15 protein-coding genes are annotated in these 18,146 nt (G+C 70.2%); 7 read left to right on the forward strand and 8 right to left on the reverse strand.

Annotated features, from left to right (window positions below; translation table 11 throughout):
- Window positions 1–21 precede the first annotated feature (21 nt).
- Complete coding sequence (locus tag AB0F13_RS01670; protein WP_362073393.1) at window positions 22–372, reverse strand: DUF192 domain-containing protein; 351 nt, start codon at window positions 370–372, stop codon at window positions 22–24.
- 58 nt (window positions 373–430) lie between these two features.
- On the opposite strand from AB0F13_RS01670, the gene AB0F13_RS01675 reads away from it, so the two are divergent.
- Complete coding sequence (locus AB0F13_RS01675; protein ID WP_362073395.1) at window positions 431–1,147, forward strand: A24 family peptidase; 717 nt, start codon at window positions 431–433, stop codon at window positions 1,145–1,147.
- A 554-nt stretch (window positions 1,148–1,701) separates the two neighbouring features.
- Here AB0F13_RS01675 and mgrA read toward each other — a convergent pair.
- Complete coding sequence (gene mgrA, locus AB0F13_RS01680) at window positions 1,702–2,745, reverse strand: L-glyceraldehyde 3-phosphate reductase (protein WP_362073397.1); 1,044 nt, start codon at window positions 2,743–2,745, stop codon at window positions 1,702–1,704.
- Window positions 2,746–2,855: 110 nt separating this feature from the next.
- Here mgrA and AB0F13_RS01685 point away from each other — a divergent pair, with 110 nt between their 5' ends.
- From AB0F13_RS01685 to AB0F13_RS01700, 4 genes are all read left to right on the forward strand, one after another.
- Window positions 2,856–3,617: an isoprenyl transferase gene (locus AB0F13_RS01685; RefSeq protein ID WP_362073400.1), complete on the forward strand. Its 762-nt coding sequence runs from the start codon at window positions 2,856–2,858 to the stop codon at window positions 3,615–3,617.
- Between the two features lie 361 nt (window positions 3,618–3,978).
- Window positions 3,979–5,301: a PhoH family protein gene (locus AB0F13_RS01690; RefSeq protein ID WP_362073403.1), complete on the forward strand. Its 1,323-nt coding sequence runs from the start codon at window positions 3,979–3,981 to the stop codon at window positions 5,299–5,301.
- A 399-nt stretch (window positions 5,302–5,700) separates the two neighbouring features.
- Complete coding sequence (locus AB0F13_RS01695) at window positions 5,701–6,432, forward strand: transglycosylase SLT domain-containing protein (RefSeq protein WP_362073406.1); 732 nt, start codon at window positions 5,701–5,703, stop codon at window positions 6,430–6,432.
- A gap of 137 nt (window positions 6,433–6,569) precedes the next feature.
- Window positions 6,570–7,949 carry an AI-2E family transporter gene (locus AB0F13_RS01700; protein ID WP_362073409.1) on the forward strand — a complete coding sequence of 460 codons (1,380 nt, stop codon included), beginning with the start codon at window positions 6,570–6,572 and terminating at the stop codon, window positions 7,947–7,949.
- A 67-nt stretch (window positions 7,950–8,016) separates the two neighbouring features.
- Here AB0F13_RS01700 and AB0F13_RS01705 read toward each other — a convergent pair whose 3' ends face one another.
- Window positions 8,017–8,550 carry an alkyl hydroperoxide reductase gene (locus tag AB0F13_RS01705; protein WP_362073412.1) on the reverse strand — a complete coding sequence of 178 codons (534 nt, stop codon included), beginning with the start codon at window positions 8,548–8,550 and terminating at the stop codon, window positions 8,017–8,019.
- 11 nt (window positions 8,551–8,561) lie between these two features.
- Window positions 8,562–9,116, reverse strand: a complete 555-nt coding sequence (locus tag AB0F13_RS01710; RefSeq protein ID WP_362073415.1) for a peroxiredoxin — start codon at window positions 9,114–9,116, stop codon at window positions 8,562–8,564.
- 130 nt (window positions 9,117–9,246) lie between these two features.
- Here AB0F13_RS01710 and AB0F13_RS01715 point away from each other — a divergent pair, with 130 nt between their 5' ends.
- Complete coding sequence (locus AB0F13_RS01715) at window positions 9,247–10,212, forward strand: LysR substrate-binding domain-containing protein (protein WP_362073418.1); 966 nt, start codon at window positions 9,247–9,249, stop codon at window positions 10,210–10,212.
- 133 nt (window positions 10,213–10,345) lie between these two features.
- On the opposite strand, the gene AB0F13_RS01720 is transcribed toward AB0F13_RS01715, so the two are convergent.
- On the reverse strand, window positions 10,346–10,576 hold the full coding sequence (locus AB0F13_RS01720; RefSeq protein ID WP_362073421.1) for a hypothetical protein: 231 nt from the start codon (window positions 10,574–10,576) through the stop codon (window positions 10,346–10,348).
- Window positions 10,573–11,499 (reverse strand): SPFH domain-containing protein, encoded by a 927-nt coding sequence (locus tag AB0F13_RS01725; RefSeq protein WP_362073424.1) that lies wholly within the window; start codon window positions 11,497–11,499, stop codon window positions 10,573–10,575. The genes AB0F13_RS01720 and AB0F13_RS01725 overlap by 4 nt, the downstream gene beginning before the upstream one ends.
- A gap of 241 nt (window positions 11,500–11,740) precedes the next feature.
- On the opposite strand from AB0F13_RS01725, the gene AB0F13_RS01730 reads away from it, so the two are divergent.
- Entirely contained in the window at window positions 11,741–14,020 is a 2,280-nt protein-coding gene (locus AB0F13_RS01730; RefSeq protein ID WP_362073427.1) for a transglycosylase domain-containing protein, read from the forward strand.
- Between the two features lie 98 nt (window positions 14,021–14,118).
- On the opposite strand, the gene AB0F13_RS01735 is transcribed toward AB0F13_RS01730, so the two are convergent.
- Together AB0F13_RS01735 and AB0F13_RS01740 are read right to left on the reverse strand one after the other, a co-directional pair.
- The gene (locus AB0F13_RS01735) at window positions 14,119–15,636 is read right to left on the reverse strand and encodes a catalase (protein ID WP_362073429.1); all 1,518 of its coding nucleotides are present in this window, start codon (window positions 15,634–15,636) and stop codon (window positions 14,119–14,121) included.
- A 147-nt stretch (window positions 15,637–15,783) separates the two neighbouring features.
- Window positions 15,784–17,787, reverse strand: coding sequence for an ATP-binding SpoIIE family protein phosphatase (locus AB0F13_RS01740; protein ID WP_362074449.1), 2,004 nt, complete (start codon window positions 17,785–17,787; stop codon window positions 15,784–15,786).
- Window positions 17,788–18,146: the final 359 nt, after the last annotated feature.

Below are 18,146 nucleotides of genomic sequence, written 5' to 3' on the forward strand. Positions count from 1 at the left end.
TTTGTCCGGGGTTCCCCTGATTCATCGGTGGACGCCGACGCGCAGGCCCGGGCGCAGGCCCCACCGCGTCATCGCGCCCGCTTCCGCTTCCAGGACGTGGCGTGCTCGTGGGCGTGGCGCGCCGAGTCTGCCGGGGCGCATGGTGCGTACGGACAGCACGGTGAAGTCGCGGGAGAGGTAGGCCACATCGATGGGGAAGCGCATGCGGAAGGTGTGGACGCTGCTCGCGGGGGTGAGCAGCAGGGCGCCTTCCACGGCGTCGCGGCCGAGGAGGCCGCGGGTGCGGGCGCGGTAGGAGGCGGCGATCTCCAGGGGGATCAGTGGGCCGCCCGGGATGCGGAGCCGGGCGAATCCGTCCTGCGAGTCGGCCATGCCGCCAGGTTATCCACAGGCATCGGCGGGAGGCGGCGATCGTACGTAACCTCGGGGCATGTACTGGCTGTTGATCGCGGTCGGCGTGCTGTACGGCGCCGTCGCAGGGGGTTTGGTGCCGCGCGCCCGGTACCGGCTGGCTGTGGAGCCGGAGGAGGAGTGGCGTTCGGTGGGGGCGTGCGGCCACCGGATCGAGGGCTGGGCGGGGGCGGCCGCCTGCGGTGTGTGCGGGGGGAGGTACGGGCCGGGGGCGCTGTGGCCGTCGGCTGTGGTCGCGGTGGTGTGCGGCGCTCTCGCGGCGGCAGTGGGGGCGCGGCCCGAGCTGGCGGTGTGGTGGGTGGCGGCGCCGGTGGGTGTGTTGCTGGCGGTGGTGGACTGGTCGGTGCGGCGGCTGCCGGACGTACTGACGGTGCCGCTGGCCCTGGGGGCGGCCGGGCTGCTGGGCCTGGCGGCGCTCATACCCGGGGCGGCGGGGTCGTGGCCGAGGGCACTGCTGGGCGCGGCGGCGTTGGGGGGTGCCTACCTCCTGCTGTTCCTGCTGCGGCCGAGCGGGATGGGCTTCGGGGATGTGAAGCTCGCGGTGGGAGTGGGGTGCGTGCTGGGGTGGTACGGGTGGTGGGTGCTGGCCCTGGGGGCGTTCGCCGGGCTGCTGCTCGGTTCGCTGTACGGGGCGGTGCTCATGGTCACGCGGCGGGCGGAGACGATGCCGCTGGGGCCGTTCATGATCGCGGGGGCGTGGCTGGGGCTGCTGGGAGGAGGGTTTTGGACTGGTTGATCCAAACGAGGGCTGGCTGATCCAAACGGGGGTCGTCTCCTGGTCGGCGGAGAGCTCCCCTGTGGCGAGGGCGAACGAGTGAAATATCCGGCGAAAGCAGGCAGAAGCGGATGAGTCCGGCGTGATCGGTGACGCGCTGCTCACCCGTGTGGCGTCAATGACGCCGGGAACCACGTCAAGCCGGTGATGAATTCGCAAGAGATTTTCTGAGGGTGCGGAGAGCGGGAATCCAGTCGATACCGAATGGCTGGTTCTGTGCGTCAGCCCAGCGCTGATGGGCTCGACGGACCTCGAAGCCCCCTTGTGCGCCGCCGCGTTCAAGATCAATTGGGTGGCTCCAAGTCAGCGCGCCACGCATTGTCACCCCCGTCGATGCGTGAAGGACGGCCTCGGACCGGTTATGGTGGAAACCCCCCCTCGGGCCGGTCCGTATCCCCCCCACGGACCGGCCCGTTTTTTGTCCCCCCTGGTCACTCTCCGTGTCCAAGCGTGCGGAGCTCGCGAGCCGATCGTGAAGACACGCCCGGCCGGCCCCGTGTCGGGCTTGAGTTGATCTAGGAATCTCCGCGGCGGGCCCAGATGTTGACGCCCTCGGTGCTGACCGCCAGGGCATCGATTTCGGCCAGCTCCGCCTTCTCCAGCGGCGCCGCCCGCAGCGCGGCGATGTTCGCCTCCAGCTGGCCCACGCCGGACGCCCCGATCAGTGCCGAGGTCATGCGCTCGTCCCGCAGTACCCAGTTCAGCGCGAGCTGCGCCAGCGACTGCCCCCGCCGCCCGGCGATCTCGTTCAGGCCGCGCAGCCGCCGTACGACCTCGTCGGTCAGCAGCCCCGGGTCCAGCGACTTGCCCTGGGCGGCACGCGAGCCCTCCGGGATGCCGGAGAGGTACTTGTCGGTGAGCAGGCCCTGGGCGAGCGGCGCGAAGGCGATGCAGCCCATGCCCTCGTCCTCCAGGGTGTCCAGCAGCGCGTCGTCCTCCGTCCAGCGGTTGATCATCGAGTAGGACGGCTGGTGGATCAGGGCCGGTACACCCATCTCGCGCAGCAGCCGGGCGGCTTCACGGGTCTGCTCCGCGCTGTACGACGACACGCCCGCGTAGAGCGCCTTGCCCTGCCGGACGGCGGACGCGAGGGCGCCCATCGTCTCCTCCAGCGGTGTATGCGGGTCGAACCGGTGCGAGTAGAAGATGTCGACGTAATCGACACCCATCCGGGCCAGTGACGCGTCCAGCGACGACAGCAGGTACTTCCGCGAGCCCCATTCCCCGTACGGGCCGGGATGCATCAGATAGCCGGCCTTCGTCGAAAGGATGAGCTCGTCCCGGTAGGGGCGGAAATCCTGGGCAAACACCTTGCCGAAGTTCATTTCGGCGGAACCGGGCGGCGGCCCGTAGTTGTTGGCCAGGTCGAAGTGGGTGACGCCCAGGTCGAAGGCGCGGCGCAGAATGGCCCGCTGCGAGTCGAGGGTGCGGTCGTCGCCGAAGTTGTGCCACAGTCCCAAGGAGATGGCGGGCAGCTTGAGCCCGCTGCGGCCCGTGCGCCGGTACTCCATGGAGTCGTAGCGTGCTCCGGCCGCGCGGTAGAGCGAGGGATCGGTCATGTGCATCTGACTATCACGGTCCTGTGACAGGCCGAGTTGGGTCCGCGCGACACGCTGGCAGTAGTGTGGCGCCCTCGGGGCGACCGCCGTGGCATGGAGGGGCAGGAAGAGTGAAGTTGCGCGACCTGGTGTACAGGCTCTACGCACGCCGGGTGGAAGGCCGCCTCGACCACGACCAGGTGCCCAAGCACATCGGCGTCATCCTCGACGGCAACCGCCGCTGGGCCCGTGCGGACGGCCGCACGCTCGAGCAGGGGCACCAGGCCGGCGCCGACAAGATCTCCGAGCTGCTCGGCTGGTGCGCGGAGACCGACGTCGAGGTCGTCACGCTCTGGATGCTCTCGACGGACAACCTCGACCGCCCGGCCGACCAGCTGGGCCCGCTGCTGAACATCATCGAGAACACGGTGCGCGGCCTGGCCGCCGACGGCCGCTGGCGCGTGCACCACGTCGGCACCCTCGACCTCCTGCCGGACCGCACCCAGTCCGTGCTGAAGGAGGCCGAGCAGAACACCGACCGCGTCGACGGGATACTGGTCAACGTCGCCGTCGGCTACGGCGGCCGCCAGGAGATCGTGGACGCGGTCCGCTCCCTGGTCCTGGAGGCCGCGGACCACGGCTCCTCGTTCGAGGAGCTGGCCGAGAAGGTGGATGTCGAGCACATCACCAAGCACCTGTACACGCGCGGCCAGCCCGACCCGGACCTCATCATCCGCACCAGCGGCGAGCAGCGGCTGTCGGGCTTCATGCTCTGGCAGAGCGCGCACTCCGAGTACTACTTCTGTGAAGTCTTCTGGCCGGCCTTCCGCAAGGTCGACTTCCTGCGCGCCCTGCGGGACTACGCCGCGCGGCACCGGCGGTACGGGAACTGACGGAACGCCGTTCCGAACAAGGGTGGCACGGCAGTACGAGTAGTGGTGGACAAATCGTTCACCTGCTCGTCGCATATGCCGTTGCATGGGCAAGCGGTCCAGCGGGAATATCCCCTGCAGGACGACGGCCGGAACTGGGACCGTCGCTCTGCCAGCGGGTGGCATGGGGCCGCCCGCCCGGGAGGCCCTTTGCACCAGGACGACGACCGTACGGACCGAGCGGAGCCCGGAGCCCGCGCGGCCGACGCGGCGGGCCGGTCGCCGGCCACCTGGAAGGGCATGGACCCGGCCCATTCCCCGCGCCCCCGTTCTTCACGACGGCGGTGCGCCCTTACCTCTGCACGAGGGGGTTCGTCCACCCGTGGTGACCAGCAAGAAGCGCCGTGAAAGCGACCGGCGCACCTACGTCCTCGACACCAGCGTCCTGCTGGCCGATCCAGGCGCCATGTCCCGCTTCGAGGAGCACGAGGTCGTGCTGCCCGTGGTGGTGGTCACGGAGTTGGAGGCCAAGAGGCACCACCCCGAGCTCGGGTACTTCGCCCGCAAGGCCCTGCGCCTGCTGGACGAGTACCGTGTGCAGTTCGGCCGGCTCGATTCACCGATCCCGATCGGCGAGCTGGGCGGCACGCTCCGCGTGGAACTCAACCACTCGGACCCGGGCATACTGCCGGCCGGCTTCCGCCTCGGTGACAACGACTCGCGCATCCTCGCGGTCGCCCGCAACCTCCAGGCCGAGGGGTACGACGTCACCGTCGTCTCCAAGGACCTGCCGCTGCGGATCAAGGCGTCGTCCGTCGGACTGCTGGCCGAGGAGTACCGCGCCGAGCTGGCGATCACCGACTCCGGCTGGACCGGCATGGCGGAGCTCGCCATCACCGCCGGTCAGGTGGACGAGCTGTACGCCGACGAGCGCGTGCACATCCCCGAGGCCGCCGAACTCCCGGTGCACACCGGTCTGGTGCTGCAGTCCGAGCGCGGCAAGGCGCTGGGCCGGGTGACGGCGGACGGCTCGGTGCGGCTGGTGCGGGGCGACCGCGAGGCGTTCGGGATCCATGGGCGCAGCGCCGAGCAGCGCGTGGCGCTGGACCTGCTGCTGGACCCCGACATCGGGATCGTCTCCATGGGCGGCAGGGCCGGTACGGGCAAGTCGGCGCTGGCGCTGTGCGCCGGGCTGGAGGCCGTCCTGGAGCGCCGCCAGCACCGGAAGGTGATGGTTTTCCGGCCGCTGTACGCGGTGGGCGGGCAGGAGTTGGGCTACCTGCCGGGCAGCGAGGCCGAGAAGATGAGCCCGTGGGCCCAGGCGGTCTTCGACACGCTCTCGGCGGTGACGAGCGCCGAGGTCATCGAGGAGGTCGTGGGGCGCGGCATGCTGGAGGTCCTGCCGCTCACCCACATCCGCGGCCGGTCGCTGCACGACGCGTTCGTCATCGTCGACGAGGCGCAGTCGCTGGAGCGGAACGTCCTGCTGACCGTGCTGTCGCGGATCGGCGCCAACTCGCGGGTGGTGCTCACCCATGACGTGGCGCAGCGCGACAACCTCCGCGTGGGGCGGTACGACGGTGTGGTCGCCGTGGTCGAGAAGCTCAAGGGACACCCCCTCTTCTCGCACGTCACGCTCACGCGCTCGGAGCGTTCGCCGATTGCGGCGCTGGTGACCGAAATGCTGGAGGACGGCCGAATCTGAGGTGACTTGGGCGGTAAGAACAGCGGCAGCGCGCGGCAAAGTCATTGAGTTTAGCCGCGCGTTGTCATGCCGTGCCGATGTTTCCGTGAAAGCCCAGGAGTAAACGAGGTGTGAGCTTTCCCACGTGACCGGGAATTGCCTCGGAGCGGACCGTTCAGGCAGAGTCTGGGTCCTGTCAGGCCCCGCATACGGCACTTGAGCCCCTCTGGGGGCAGTGCGGAACAAGCACAGAACTGAACAGCGTTGCCGTATGCCGCCCGAGCACATGCGGACCTCCTTCGCGGGAGGGCCCACCGGGTCCGTGCCTCCAGTGACCGGCCGGTCCCGTCCGCGGGCCCGGTGCAATCGGAGGCCAGTGCCAGGGGCACGATCGCGTCCGCGAGGTCACCTATGCGGGCGATGCTGGAAGGAAAACGTGTGAGCCGGATTTCTGTCCGGGGATTCGCCGTGGCTTCTGCCACCGCGGTCACCACCGTAGGCGCCGTCGTGGGTGTCGCCGCGGGCAACGAGCAGGGCGCGACCGACCGGGTCGAGGCCACCGCTGCCGACGCGACGCTCCTCGCGGACATCCCCGCAGGACAGAACGTCCAGGCCCAGACCGCTTCCCTCACGCAGCAGGCGGACACGCAGGCCGAGGCCGCCGACACCGCCGCGAAGAAGGACGCCGAGGAGGCCGCGCGCAAGCAGGCCGCCGAGGACGCCACCGCGAAGAAGGAAGCCGCGGCGGAGTCGGCGAAGAAGAAGGAGGCCGAGGAGAAGGCCAAGGAGCGCGAGAAGGAAGAGGTCAGCAGCCGTTCGGCAGCGCGTGACGCTTCTTCTTTCGCGGTCAAGGGCTCCTACTCGGTCGCCGAGGTCCAGGCGATGGCCCGGCAGATGATCCCCTCCGACCAGTTCCAGTGCTTCAGCAACATCGTGAACAACGAGAGCACCTGGGACTACACGGCCACCAACGCCTCCTCCGGCGCCTACGGCCTCGTCCAGGCGCTGCCCGGCACCAAGATGGCCTCGGCGGGCGCCGACTGGCGGACCAACCCGGCCACTCAGATCAAGTGGGGCCTGAGCTACATGAACGAGCGCTACGGCAGCCCCTGTGGCGCCTGGTCGTTCTGGCAGGCCAACCAGTGGTACTAGGCGTCACCGCCGTACCTCTCCTTGCTCCGTATTGCTGTCGAAGCCCCCGGCCCGAACCGGCCGGGGGCTTCGTCGTGTCCCGGTAGGGGTAACGTCGACGCCGATGGTCGCGGGGGAGTGGGGGTAGAGGAAGAAGTATGTCCAGATTGCCACGATGGGTCGGAAGCTTCGGGGCGGGGCTGATACGGCTTGCCGAGCGGCTCGACGCCCGGAAGGCGGGTACGGTGCCCGAAGGCGCACCCAGACCCGCACCCAGACCCGCGCCCAGGGCCGTGCCCGTACGCCCGTCAGCTCTCGACCCCGACCCGGATCCGGCCGTCATGCCCGTACCAGAGCACGTACCCGCGCCGCCTCCCGCCGCGCCCGCCGCGACCCCGCGGCCCGACCCGGTCGCCGCCGTCCCGTGGGGCGTGCGCGTCGCGGCCGAGGTCAGCTGGCGGCTGCTGGTGCTGGCCGGAACGCTGTTCGTGCTGATGCGGGTGATCAGTGCGGTGCGGCTGGTGGTGCTGGCCTTCGTCGCGGCTCTGCTGATCACGGCGCTGCTGCAGCCCACCGTCGCCCTGCTCAAGCGGCACGGCGTGCCGCGCGGCCTGGCCACGGCCATGACCTTCGTCTCCGGCTTCGTCGTCATGGGGCTGGTCGGCTGGTTCGTGGTGTGGCAGGTGACGGAGAACCTCGACGACCTGTCCAAGCAGGTCCAGCACGGCATCTCCGAGCTGAAGCGCTGGCTGCTCAACAGCCCGTTCCACGTCACCGAGGACCAGATCAACAACATCGCCGACAAGCTCAGCGAGGCGATCGGCACCAATACCAAGGACATCACCTCGGCCGGCATAGAGGGCGTCCAGGTCATCATCGAGGTGCTGACGGGCATTCTGCTCGCGATGTTCAGCACGCTCTTCCTGCTCTACGACGGCCCCCGCATCTGGCAGTGGCTGCTCAAGCTGGTGCCGGGCGCGGCCCGCGACGGCGTCGCGGGCGCGGGCCCGCGCGCGTGGGCCACGCTGACGGCCTATGTGCGCGGCACGGTGATAGTGGCCCTGATCGACGCGATCTTCATCGGCATGGGGCTGTTCTTCCTCGACGTGCCCATGGCCGTGCCGCTGGCCGTCTTCATCTTCCTCTTCGCCTTCGTCCCGCTCGTCGGTGCCGTCGTCTCCGGCGCGCTGGCGGTCGTCGTGGCGCTGGTGACGCGTGATGTGTTCACAGCGGCGATGGTGCTGATCGTGGTGCTCGCGGTGCAGCAGATCGAGGGGCATGTGCTGCAGCCCTTCATCCTGGGCCGCGCCGTGCGCGTCCACCCGCTGGCGGTGGTCCTGTCGGTGGCGGCCGGTTCCATGGTCGCCGGCATCGGCGGCGCGGTCGTCGCGGTGCCGCTCGTGGCGGTGACCAACACGGTCGTCGGCTATCTGCGGGCGTACGCGAAGGAGAACGCGGCCCGGGAGCGGCTGGAGGTCTCCTCCGAGGAGGCGGCAGCGGTGGCGGCCCCACCGCCGTCACCCCCGCCCTCCGCATGACGAAGCGGGCCCCGACCGTAGAGGTCGGGGCCCGCTTCGCAGGTCGAGCCGGATCGATCGAGCCGGATCAGTCGGCCAGCACGGCCTCGGCGTCCAGAGTGGCGCCGACGGCCTGGAGGACCGCGGCGATCTTGAACGCTTCCTGGATCGTCTCGCGCGAGACGTCCGCCTTGCGGAGGACCTGCTCGTGCGAGTCGAGGCACAGGCCGCAGCCGTTGATGGCCGAGACGGCCAGCGACCACAGCTCGAAGTCGACCTTCTCCACGCCCGGGTTACCGATGACGTTCATCCGCAGGCCCGCGCGCAGGTTGCCGTACTCCGGGTCCGACAGCAGGTGCCGGGTGCGGTAGTAGACGTTGTTCATCGCCATGATGGCGGCGGCGGACTTGGCGGCCTTGTACGCCTCGGGGGAGAGGTTGGCCTTGGCCTCCGGCTCCAGCTCGCGCAGCACGATCGGCGAACGGGTCGCGATCGCGCAGGCGAGGACGGTGCCCCACAGCTGCTGCTGCGGAAGGTCGGAGTTGCCGATGACCGAACCGAGGTTCAGCTTCAGGTCCTTGGCGTAGTCCGGTATGGCGGACTTCAGTTCATCGAGGGCCATGGGGTATCAGCTCACTCGCCCGCGAGGAGCTTGACCGCGTCGAGGGTGTCCTCGCCCTTGGACCAGTTGCAGGGGCACAGCTCGTCCGTCTGCAGCGCGTCGAGGACCCGCAGGACCTCCTTGGGGTTACGGCCGACGGAACCGGCGGTCACCATGACGAACTGGATCTCGTTGTTCGGGTCCACGATGAAGACGGCGCGCTGGGCGTAGCCGTCCTCGCCCTCGACGCCGCAGGCGGCCATGAGCTCGTGCTTGGCGTCGGCCAGCATCGGGAAGGGCAGGTCACGCAGGTCGGCGTGGTCCTTGCGCCAGGCGTGGTGGACGAACTCCGAGTCACCGGAAACGCCGAGGATCTGGGCGTCGCGGTCGGCGAACTCGTCGTTCAGCTTGCCGAACGCCGCGATCTCGGTCGGGCACACGAAGGTGAAGTCCTTGGGCCAGAAGAAGACGACCTTCCACTTGCCCTCGTAGGTCTTGTGGTCGATCTGTGCGAAGGCCTTGTCCGCGTCGAGGTCCACACAGGCGGTCAGGTCGAACTCGGGGAACTTGTCACCGACAGTGAGCACGCGCTCTCCTTGCAACGAGGAATCCCGGTTTGCTGGGATTCCTGCGGGTTGGACGAGAACCACAGTGCCACAGGAGGCATTGATAGTGGAAATAGCTAAACTGGGTCGTGTTGATCGGAGGTGGTTATCAATGACGTCGTCCATAGCCCAGGCCGTACCGCCGGCCAGGCCCCGCCAGCCCAGCCTCGCGCAGCTCCGCGCGTTCGCCGCCGTGGCCGAGCACCTGCACTTCCGGGATGCGGCGAGCGCCATCGGCATGAGCCAGCCCGCCCTGTCGGGGGCCGTCTCGGCGCTGGAGGAGCTGCTCGGGATTCAGCTCCTCGAGCGTACGACGAGAAAGGTACTGCTCTCTCCCGCGGGTGAGCGGCTGGCCTCCCGGGCCCGTACGGTCCTGGACGCGGTCGGCGACTTCATGGAGGAGGCCGACGCGGCCCGCGCGCCCTTCACGGGCGTCCTGCGGCTCGGCGTCATCCCGACCGTGGCGCCCTACCTGCTGCCCATCGTCCTGCGCCTGGTCCACGACTCCTACCCGGACCTCGACCTCCAGGTCCACGAGGAGCAGACCTCCTCACTGCTGGACGGCCTCACCCAGGGGCGGCTGGACCTGCTGCTGCTCGCCGTGCCGCTCGGCGCGCCCGGAGTCACCGAAATCCCCCTGTTCGAGGAGGACTTCGTCCTCGTCACGCCGTGCGACCACTGGCTGGCCGGGCGCGGTGACATCCCGCGCGACGCACTGCGCGAGCTGGACCTGCTGCTGCTCGACGAAGGACACTGCCTGCGCGACCAGGCCCTCGACATCTGCCGCGAGGTGGGGCGCACGGAGGGGGCCCCGGCGACGACGAGCGCCGCGGGGCTGTCCACGCTGGTGCAGCTCGTCGGCGGCGGTCTCGGGGTCACTCTGCTGCCGCGCACGGCCCTGCGCGTGGAGACCGGGCGCAGCGACCGGCTCGCCACCGGGTACTTCGCCGAGCCGGCGCCCTCCCGGCGGATCGCGCTGGCGATGAGGTCGGGGGCCGCGCGGCAGGGGGAGTTCGAGGCGTTCGCGGACGCGCTGCGGGGCGAGCTGCGGCGGCTGCCGGTACGGATCGTCGGCTGACCTGTCACGTCATACGAGTAAGGGGCGTCGCCCATGGACGACGGCCCTTACTCTCGCCGGACGGCCTGGAAAACGTTCTCAATCGCCGGACGGGCTGGAAATCCCAGCCCGTCCGGCGATTGAGAACAAGCAATCAGGGGCTCTCTTCCGCCTTCGGCGGGCGGCCGCGGCGGCGGATGGCGCCGACGTCGCCCGGCAGGCGGCCCGCGTCGGACAGGGCCTTGCGGAGGAGGAACTCGATCTGCGCGTTCGCGCTGCGCAGCTCGTCGTTCGCCCAGCGGCTCAGCGCGTCGTGGACGAGCGGGTCGAGCCGCAGCAGCACCTGTTTGCGCTGCTGCGGTCGCCGGGGCCGGTCCTCCGTCACTGGTAGAGGCTGCCGGTGTTCAGTACGGGCTGGGCGGCCCGGTCACCGCACAGCACCACCATCAGATTGCTCACCATGGCCGCCTTCCGTTCCTCGTCCAGTTCCACGATGCCCTGCTCGCTGATCCGCTCCAGCGCCTGCTCGACCATGCCGACCGCACCCTCGACGATCAGCTTGCGGGCGGCCACGACCGCGCCTGCCTGCTGGCGCTGCAGCATGGCCGAGGCGATCTCGGGAGCGTAGGCGAGGTGCGTGAAGCGCGACTCGATGATCCGGACGCCGGCCGCCTCGACCCGTGCGTGGAGCTCGACGGCGAGCTTCTCGGTGATCTCCTCGGCGTTGCCGCGCAGGGACAGGGCGTCCTCGTCGTGCGCGTCATAGGGGTACTCGATGGCGATGTGCCGCACGGCCGCCTCGGTCTGGGTGGAGACGAACTCCTGGAAGTCCTCCACCTCGAACATCGCCTGCGCCGTGTCCTCCACCCGCCACACGATGACGGCCGCCAGCTCGATGGGGTTGCCGTACGCGTCGTTGACCTTCATGACGGCGGTCTCGTGGTTGCGCGCCCGCGTCGAGAGCTTCTCGCGGCTGGTGAACGGGTTCACCCAGCGCAGTCCCTCGGTGCGGATCGTGCCGCGGTAGCGGCCGAAGAGCTGGACGACCTGGGCCTGGCCCGGGGCGACGGTGTTCAGCCCGCACAAGCCGATGATCGAGGCGATGCCTATGAGGATGCCGACGGGAACGAGGGCGACGGACACGGGCTTGCCCAGCACGGCCCCGGCGACGATGGCGCCGGCCCCGGCGAACAGGCCCACGAGGCCGAGCAGGAGGGCGAGACCGCCGCCGATGTCATTGGCGGGCAGCTCGCGGACCGGCGGCCTCGACGGGGCGTCCGGCGTGGTGCCGGGAGTGGTCTCGGACATGGGAAGTCCCCCTGGTTCGTGCTGGGTGCGCGGCGGGCGGTGCACGCCCGACGCCGTCTATCAAAGTGATAGCACATTATCGCCCTGTACGGTTTCCCGCACTACTCCGTACCGGGTTCCCGCCGCCCGGGGTGCTGTATGTCACGTCCGTTATTGCCGTGATCGATGGGCGTTTGGCGCAGGATGCGGTGTTAGCTTCGTGAGCTGGGTTGGGGGCGGACGGACTGGAGCTACGGGAGAGATGGGCCGAGCGGAAGCGCGACGAGCGCAGAAGAAGGGCAGTCGCCCAGCAGACGGCGGCAAGAAGCCCAAGAAGACCGGCATACGCCGCTTCTTCACCTGGAAGATGCTGCTGGCCTACTTCGTGGCCGTGATCGCCCTGGGGGTGGGCTCGTTCTACGCGCTCTACCTGTACGTGGACGTGCCGGGTAAGGGCAACGACGCCGCGAAGGCGCAGAGCAACGTCTACAAGAACCAGAAGGGCGAAGTGATCGCCCGCCTCGGCGAGGTCAACCGCGAGGAAGTCCCGCTGGCGAAGGTCCCCCAGGACGTCCAGCGCGCGGTCGTCGCCGCCGAGAACAAGAACTTCTGGACCGACCCCGGTGTCGACCTGAAGGGCACCGCGCGCGGCATCATCAACACCGTCATGGGCCGCGGCAAGCAGGGCGGCTCGACGATCACTCAGCAGTACGTCAAGAACTACTACCTGGACCAGCGGCAGACCGTCACCCGCAAGGTGAAGGAACTGATCATCTCGCTGAAGGTCCAGGACAAGAAGCCGAAGGAAGAAATTCTCGCCGGCTACCTGAACACCAGCTACTTCGGCCGCAACGCCTCCGGCATCCAGGCGGCGGCCCGCGCGTACTACGGCAAGGACATCGACAAGGTCACCCTCGAAGAGGGCGCCTACCTCGCCGCGTTGCTCCAGGCCCCCAGTCAGTACGACTGGCAGGCGGCCAGCGACGCGGGCAAGAAGAACGTCGAGGCCCGCTGGAACTACGTCCTCGACAAGATGGTCGAGAAGAAGTGGCTCGACCCGGGCAAGCGGCAGTCGATGAAGTTCCAGCCCCCCGGTCAGCCGAAGCCCCCGGAGGGCCTCACCGGCCAGAACGGCTACCTGGTCCAGGCGGCCCGGCAGGAGATGATCCGGGACCTCAAGCGGCAGGGCCGCCCGGAGGGCGACTTCGCCGCCGGCGGCTGGACGATCACCCTCAGCATCGACCCGAAGAAGCAGGCCGCGCTGGAGAAGGCGGTCAAGAAGCAACTGATCGACGACCTGGACCCGAAGGCCCGTGAGGTCGACGGCCATGTCCAGGCCGGTGCCGCGTCCGTGGACGTGAAGACCGGTCAGGTCGTGGCGATGTACGGCGGCCAGGACTTCATCAAGCACCAGACCAGCAACGCCACCCGCGGGGACTACCAGCCGGCCTCCACCTTCAAGCCGCTGATCCTCGCCTCCGCGCTGCAGAACGGCTCGAAGACCCAGGGCCGGAAGCCGATCACGTCCTCCAGCCTGTACGACGGCACCGACAAGCGGCCGGTGGTCGACAAGGGCGCCCCCGTCGGCTTCGCCCCGGAGAACGAGGACGGCTACTCGGAGAACCCGGTCACCGTCCAGAAGGCGATGAACAAGTCGATCAACTCCGTCTTCGCGCAGATGGCCGTCGACGTCGGCCTCGACAAGGTCAAGAAGACCGCTGTCGAGCTGGGCATGAAGGGCGACTTCGAGGAAGTTCCCTCCATGTCGCTGGGCTCCATGGGCGCGAGCCCGCTGGAGATGGCCGGCGTCTACGCCACCCTCGACAACCACGGCAAGAAGATCAACCCCAGCATCATCAAGTCCGTGTCCTGGAAGGGCGAGGCCTACAAGCTCCCCAACCCGGTCACCGACGAGCGCGTGGTCTCCCGCAACACCGCCGACGGCGTCACCGGCGTCATGACCGGTGTGGTCGAGGACGGTGACGGTACGGCGAACGTCGTCAGCAGCGGCCAGTACCAGGTGGCCGGCAAGACCGGTACGTCCGACGACAACAAGTCGGCCTGGTTCACCGGCTACACCCCCGGTCTCGCCACCTCCGTCGGCATCTTCGGTGAAGGCCCCGGCGGAAAGCAGGTCACCCTGCAGGGCACCGGTGGCGAGGGCCGTGTCAACGGTGGCAAGCAGCCGGCCAAGATCTGGGCCGCGTACACCTCCTCCGTGTTCGACGACGACGAGGACAAGTCCAAGTTCGACCTGGACACCGAGGACGGCTTCGTGCCGCCGCAGGCCCCGGCCGGGACCCCGTCGGCGGCAGCCAGCGCGGGCGCGAGCCGCACCCCGTCCGCCACGCCCTCGACGCGCAGCCAGTCGCCGTCGTCGACGCCCTCGCGGCAGACCCCGTCGGGCAGGCCCTCGTCGCCGACCGGCAGGCCGACCCAGCCGACGCCGCCCATCCCGCCGTCGCCGGGCCCCACGGGTTCCTCCGGCGTCACCGGCGACATCGGCGGCGGCACCCGGCCCAACGGCGGTACGAAGCCCTGAGCCGACGGCCGCCGCATCGGCGAAGGACCGGCCGCCCTCCCCGCACGGGGAGGGCGGCCGATCCTTTGTGCGCGTTCATGAGCTCGCGGGCGCCGGACTCAGCCGCCGTTGACCTTCGTGGCGATCCGGTCGCCCACGTTCTTGTCGATGTTGCGCCAGTACTGCAGCGCCCGGTCCAGGACGGGCCTGCTCACGCCCGCCCGCAGGTGGCCGCTGACGTTGGAGACCAGCCGCTCGCGCGCGGCGTCGTCGAGAACCTGGCGGACCATCGTGCCGGCCTGGCCCCAGTCGTCGTCCTCGCGGTGCAGCCGGTACGCCTCGCGCACCATCTCGCCCGACGCCGCCCACCCCGCGATGTCGCCGAAGCGCCCGGTGTCCGCCGCCGGGCCGCCGTAGGAGTTGGGCGCGTACGGCCGGGCGACGTTCGCGGGCTCGTAGCGCATGGGGCCGTCCTTGGCGTAGGAGGCCAGGGCAGAGTGCGGCCGGTTGGGCGGCAGCTGCGTGTAGTTCGGGCCGACGCGGTAGCGGTGGGCGTCGGGGTACGAGAAGAGCCGCCCCAGCAGCATCTTGTCCGGGGACGGGCCGATGCCGGGGACGAGGTTGGACGGCTCGAAGGCCGCCTGCTCGATGTGGACGTGGAAGTCGTCCGGATTCCTGTCGAGCGTCATGCGCCCGACCTCGATCAGCGGGTAGTCGCCGTGCGGCCACACCTTGGTGAGGTCGAAGGGGTTGAAGCGGTAGTCCGCCGCTTCCTCGAACGGCATGACCTGCACATGCATGGTCCACGAGGGGGCGTCGCCGCCCTCGATGGCTTCGAACAGATCGCGCCGGTGCTTGTCGGCGTCGTGCCCCGCCAGCTCGTCGGCCTCCTCCTGCGTGAGGAACTCGATGCCCTGGTCGGTCTTGATGTGGTACTTGACCCAGAACTTCCGGCCGCCGCCGTTGACCCACATGAACGTGTGCGAGCTGTAGCCGTTCATGTGGCGCCAGGTCCTCGGGACGCCGCGGTCGCCCATCAGCCACGTGACCATGTGCGCGGTCTCCGGGGACAGCGTCCAGAAGTCCCACTGCATGTCGTTGTTGCGCAGGCCGGTGCGCGGGTGGCGCTTCTGGCTGCGGATGAAGTCCTGGAACTTCTGCGGATCGCGGACGAAGAAGACCGGGGTGTTGTTGCCGACGAGGTCGTAATTGCCGTGCGCCGTATAGAACTTGAGAGCAAACCCACGGGGGTCGCGCCAGGTGTCCGGCGACCCCTGCTCGCCGGCCACGGTGGAGAAGCGGGCCAGCATCTCCGTCCGCCTGCCCGGCTGGAAGAGGTCTGCCTTGGTGAACTCGCTGACGTCATGGGTCACCTGGAAGGTGCCGTAGGCGCCGCCGCCCTTGGCGTGGACCACCCGTTCGGGCACCCGCTCACGGTTGAACTGGGCCATCTTTTCGATCAGGTAGTGGTCCTGGAGCAGGATGGGACCGGAGTCGCCGATGGTGAGCGAGTGTTCATCACTCTCCACCGGGATGCCGGAGTTGCTCGTGGTGTACGGGGTGTTCGGGGTGTTCGGGGTGTACGGGCTGTTCGGGCTGTTCGGGGTGTACGGGGTGTTCTGCGCCGAGTCGGTCATGAGACGCCTCCCGGTACGGAGAATGTGAGGGCGCGCAGCTGCCGCCCTCCGCCCGAGCCAGTGAACTCCTGCCGACAGCGTGTCGGCAACAGGGGTTCGGACACTGTCCAGAACTTCACCCCGTACGGGCCGGCCGACCGCGACGCCTCAGCGCCCGTGCGTCGGCAGGGCCAGCTCGAACCACACCACCTTCCCCGTGCTCAGGCGGGTGGCGCCCCACCGCCTGGCCAGCTTGTTCACCAGGTACAGGCCCCGGCCGCCCTCGTCGGACGGCCGGGCCTGGCGCAGCCGCGGCAACTGCGGCACGTCGTCGCCGACCTCGCAGCGCAGCACGTCCGTACGCAGCAGCCGCAGGGTTATCGGGCGTTCCGCGTACCGCACGGCGTTGGTGATCACCTCGCTGACCAGCAGTTCCACCCCGTCCGACAGCTCCTCCAGGCCCCAGCGCGTCAGCGCGCGCCGGGCCAGCCGGCGGGCCTGCCGGGCGGTCTGGGGTCGTGGGTCGAGGAACCAGTACGCGACGTCGCTCGGGGCGATGCCCTCGAAGCGGGCCGCGAGCAGAGCGATGTCGTCGTCCCGGTCACCGGGGCCGAGCATGCCGAGCACCTCGTCGCACAGCGGCTCCAGCGGCGGCGGGTTGGGGCCGGTCAGCCGGGCGGTTTCGATGAGCCGCTCGCGCAGCTGCTCTATGCCGGTCCACACGTCCCGTATCCGGGACTCGACGAGGCCGTCCGTGTACAGCAGCAGCGTGGCCCCGGCCGGTGCGTCCAGCTCCACAGCCTCGAAGTCAACCCCGCCCACGCCGATCGGCGCGCCCGGCGGGACGCGCAGCACCTCGGCGCGGCCGCCGCGGTGCAGCAGTATGGGCGGCGGATGGCCCGCGTTGGCGATCACGATGCGGTGGGCGACCGGGTCGTACACCGCGTACAGGCAGGTGGCCATGCGGTCGCTGCCCAGGCGCTGGGCCTGCTCGTCGAGGTGGTGCAGCACCTCCTGCGGCGGCAGGTCCAGGCCCGCGAGGGTCTGCGCGGTGGTCCGCAGCTGGCCCATGATCGCGGCGGAGGTCATGGAGTGGCCCATGACGTCGCCGACGACCAGCGCCACCCGGTTGCCCGGCAGCGGGATCGCGTCGTACCAGTCACCGCCGACGCGGGCGGTCTCGGCGGCCGGGAGGTAGCGGCTGGCCAGCCGCACGCCGGTCGGCTGGGGAAGGGAGTCGGGAAGCATGGTGCGCTGCAGCTCGTCCGCGATGTAGACCTCGCGGCCGTAGAGCACGGCCTTGTCCACGCCGAGGGCGGTGTGCGTGGCCAGCTGCGCGGCGACGAGCAGGTCGTCGCCCTCGAAGGCGGGCCGGTCCAGGCGGCGGATGAACACCGCCGCGCCGATCACCCGCCGCCGGCCGCGCAGCGGCGCCAGGATCGTGCGGTGCCGTTCCGGTACGTGCCGGCCTTCGCCGAGCAGCTCCGGCAGGGCCGCCCGCGCGGCTGAGGAGTCCCCGAAGACGGGTCGGACACCCCGCAGCACCTCCGCGAGCGGCCCGCCTATGCGTACCTCGCAACGCTCCGCGGCCTCGACGGCCAGCTCGGGCCCCGGGTCGGGGCGCTCCGGCGGGCCGTCGGCGTCGTCGAGACCACGTACGTACTCGGGCAGCCGGTCCGTGCGGCGCAGCCGCAGCACAACCGGCCCCACGGGCCGTTCGTCGCCCACAGGCAGGGGGTCGCGCAGATAGACGAGGATCGCGTCGGCGAACGTCGGCACGGTCGCCCGGCACAGCCCCAGCACGATCTCGTCGAGGTCGATCCCCCGGGCGATGCGCCGTGTCGCGGCCCCGACGAAGCGCAGCCGCTCACCACCGCCGGAAGTGCCCGTGGCGGCTCGCCCCGCACCGGCGGTCCCGGTCCCGCCGCTGCCGGTGCCGTCGTGGAGCGGCACGGCGTGAGCGGGCTCGCCCGCCCCGGACGCGTCGCCGCGCCGCCGCGGCCCGTCGATGGCACCGTCGGACCCGGCCGACGCGTGAGCCTCACCGTCCACGCCCCGCGCCTTCGCCCGGGAACCACGCCCATGCCCGGCCCCCCGCCGGCCCGCCCGGCGGGCCCCGCGCCCGCCCGGCTTGGCCCCGGGGACGCTGCTCCCCACCGCAGCGCCGACCACGTCTGCGTCAGCCGCGAGCGGTCCACTGCCCGTGGACGCGGCGTCGGTGGGGGCGTGTGTCGCGTGGGCTTCGGCGGTGTCACCGGTGGCGCCGGGCGCGTGGGGCCCGACGCCTGGGGCCCTGCCGGGCGTGGGCGGTCCGCTGTCTGCGGTCGTGGGGTTGGCGGGGGCGTGTGCCGCGTGGATTCCGGACGCGTTGCCGGGGCCGCCGGTGGTGAGCGGTCCGCCGCTCGTCGTTGTGGCGTCGGCGGGCTCCTGTGCCGCGCTGGTTCCGGACGCGTTGCCGGGGCCGCCGTCGGGCGTCGTGCCGGCACGAGGAACGCGGGCAGCACCGGGTGCGGCGGCGTTGCCGGCGGTGT

Source organism: Streptomyces sp. NPDC026206 (assembly GCF_040638465.1).
GTDB lineage: Bacteria > Actinomycetota > Actinomycetes > Streptomycetales > Streptomycetaceae > Streptomyces.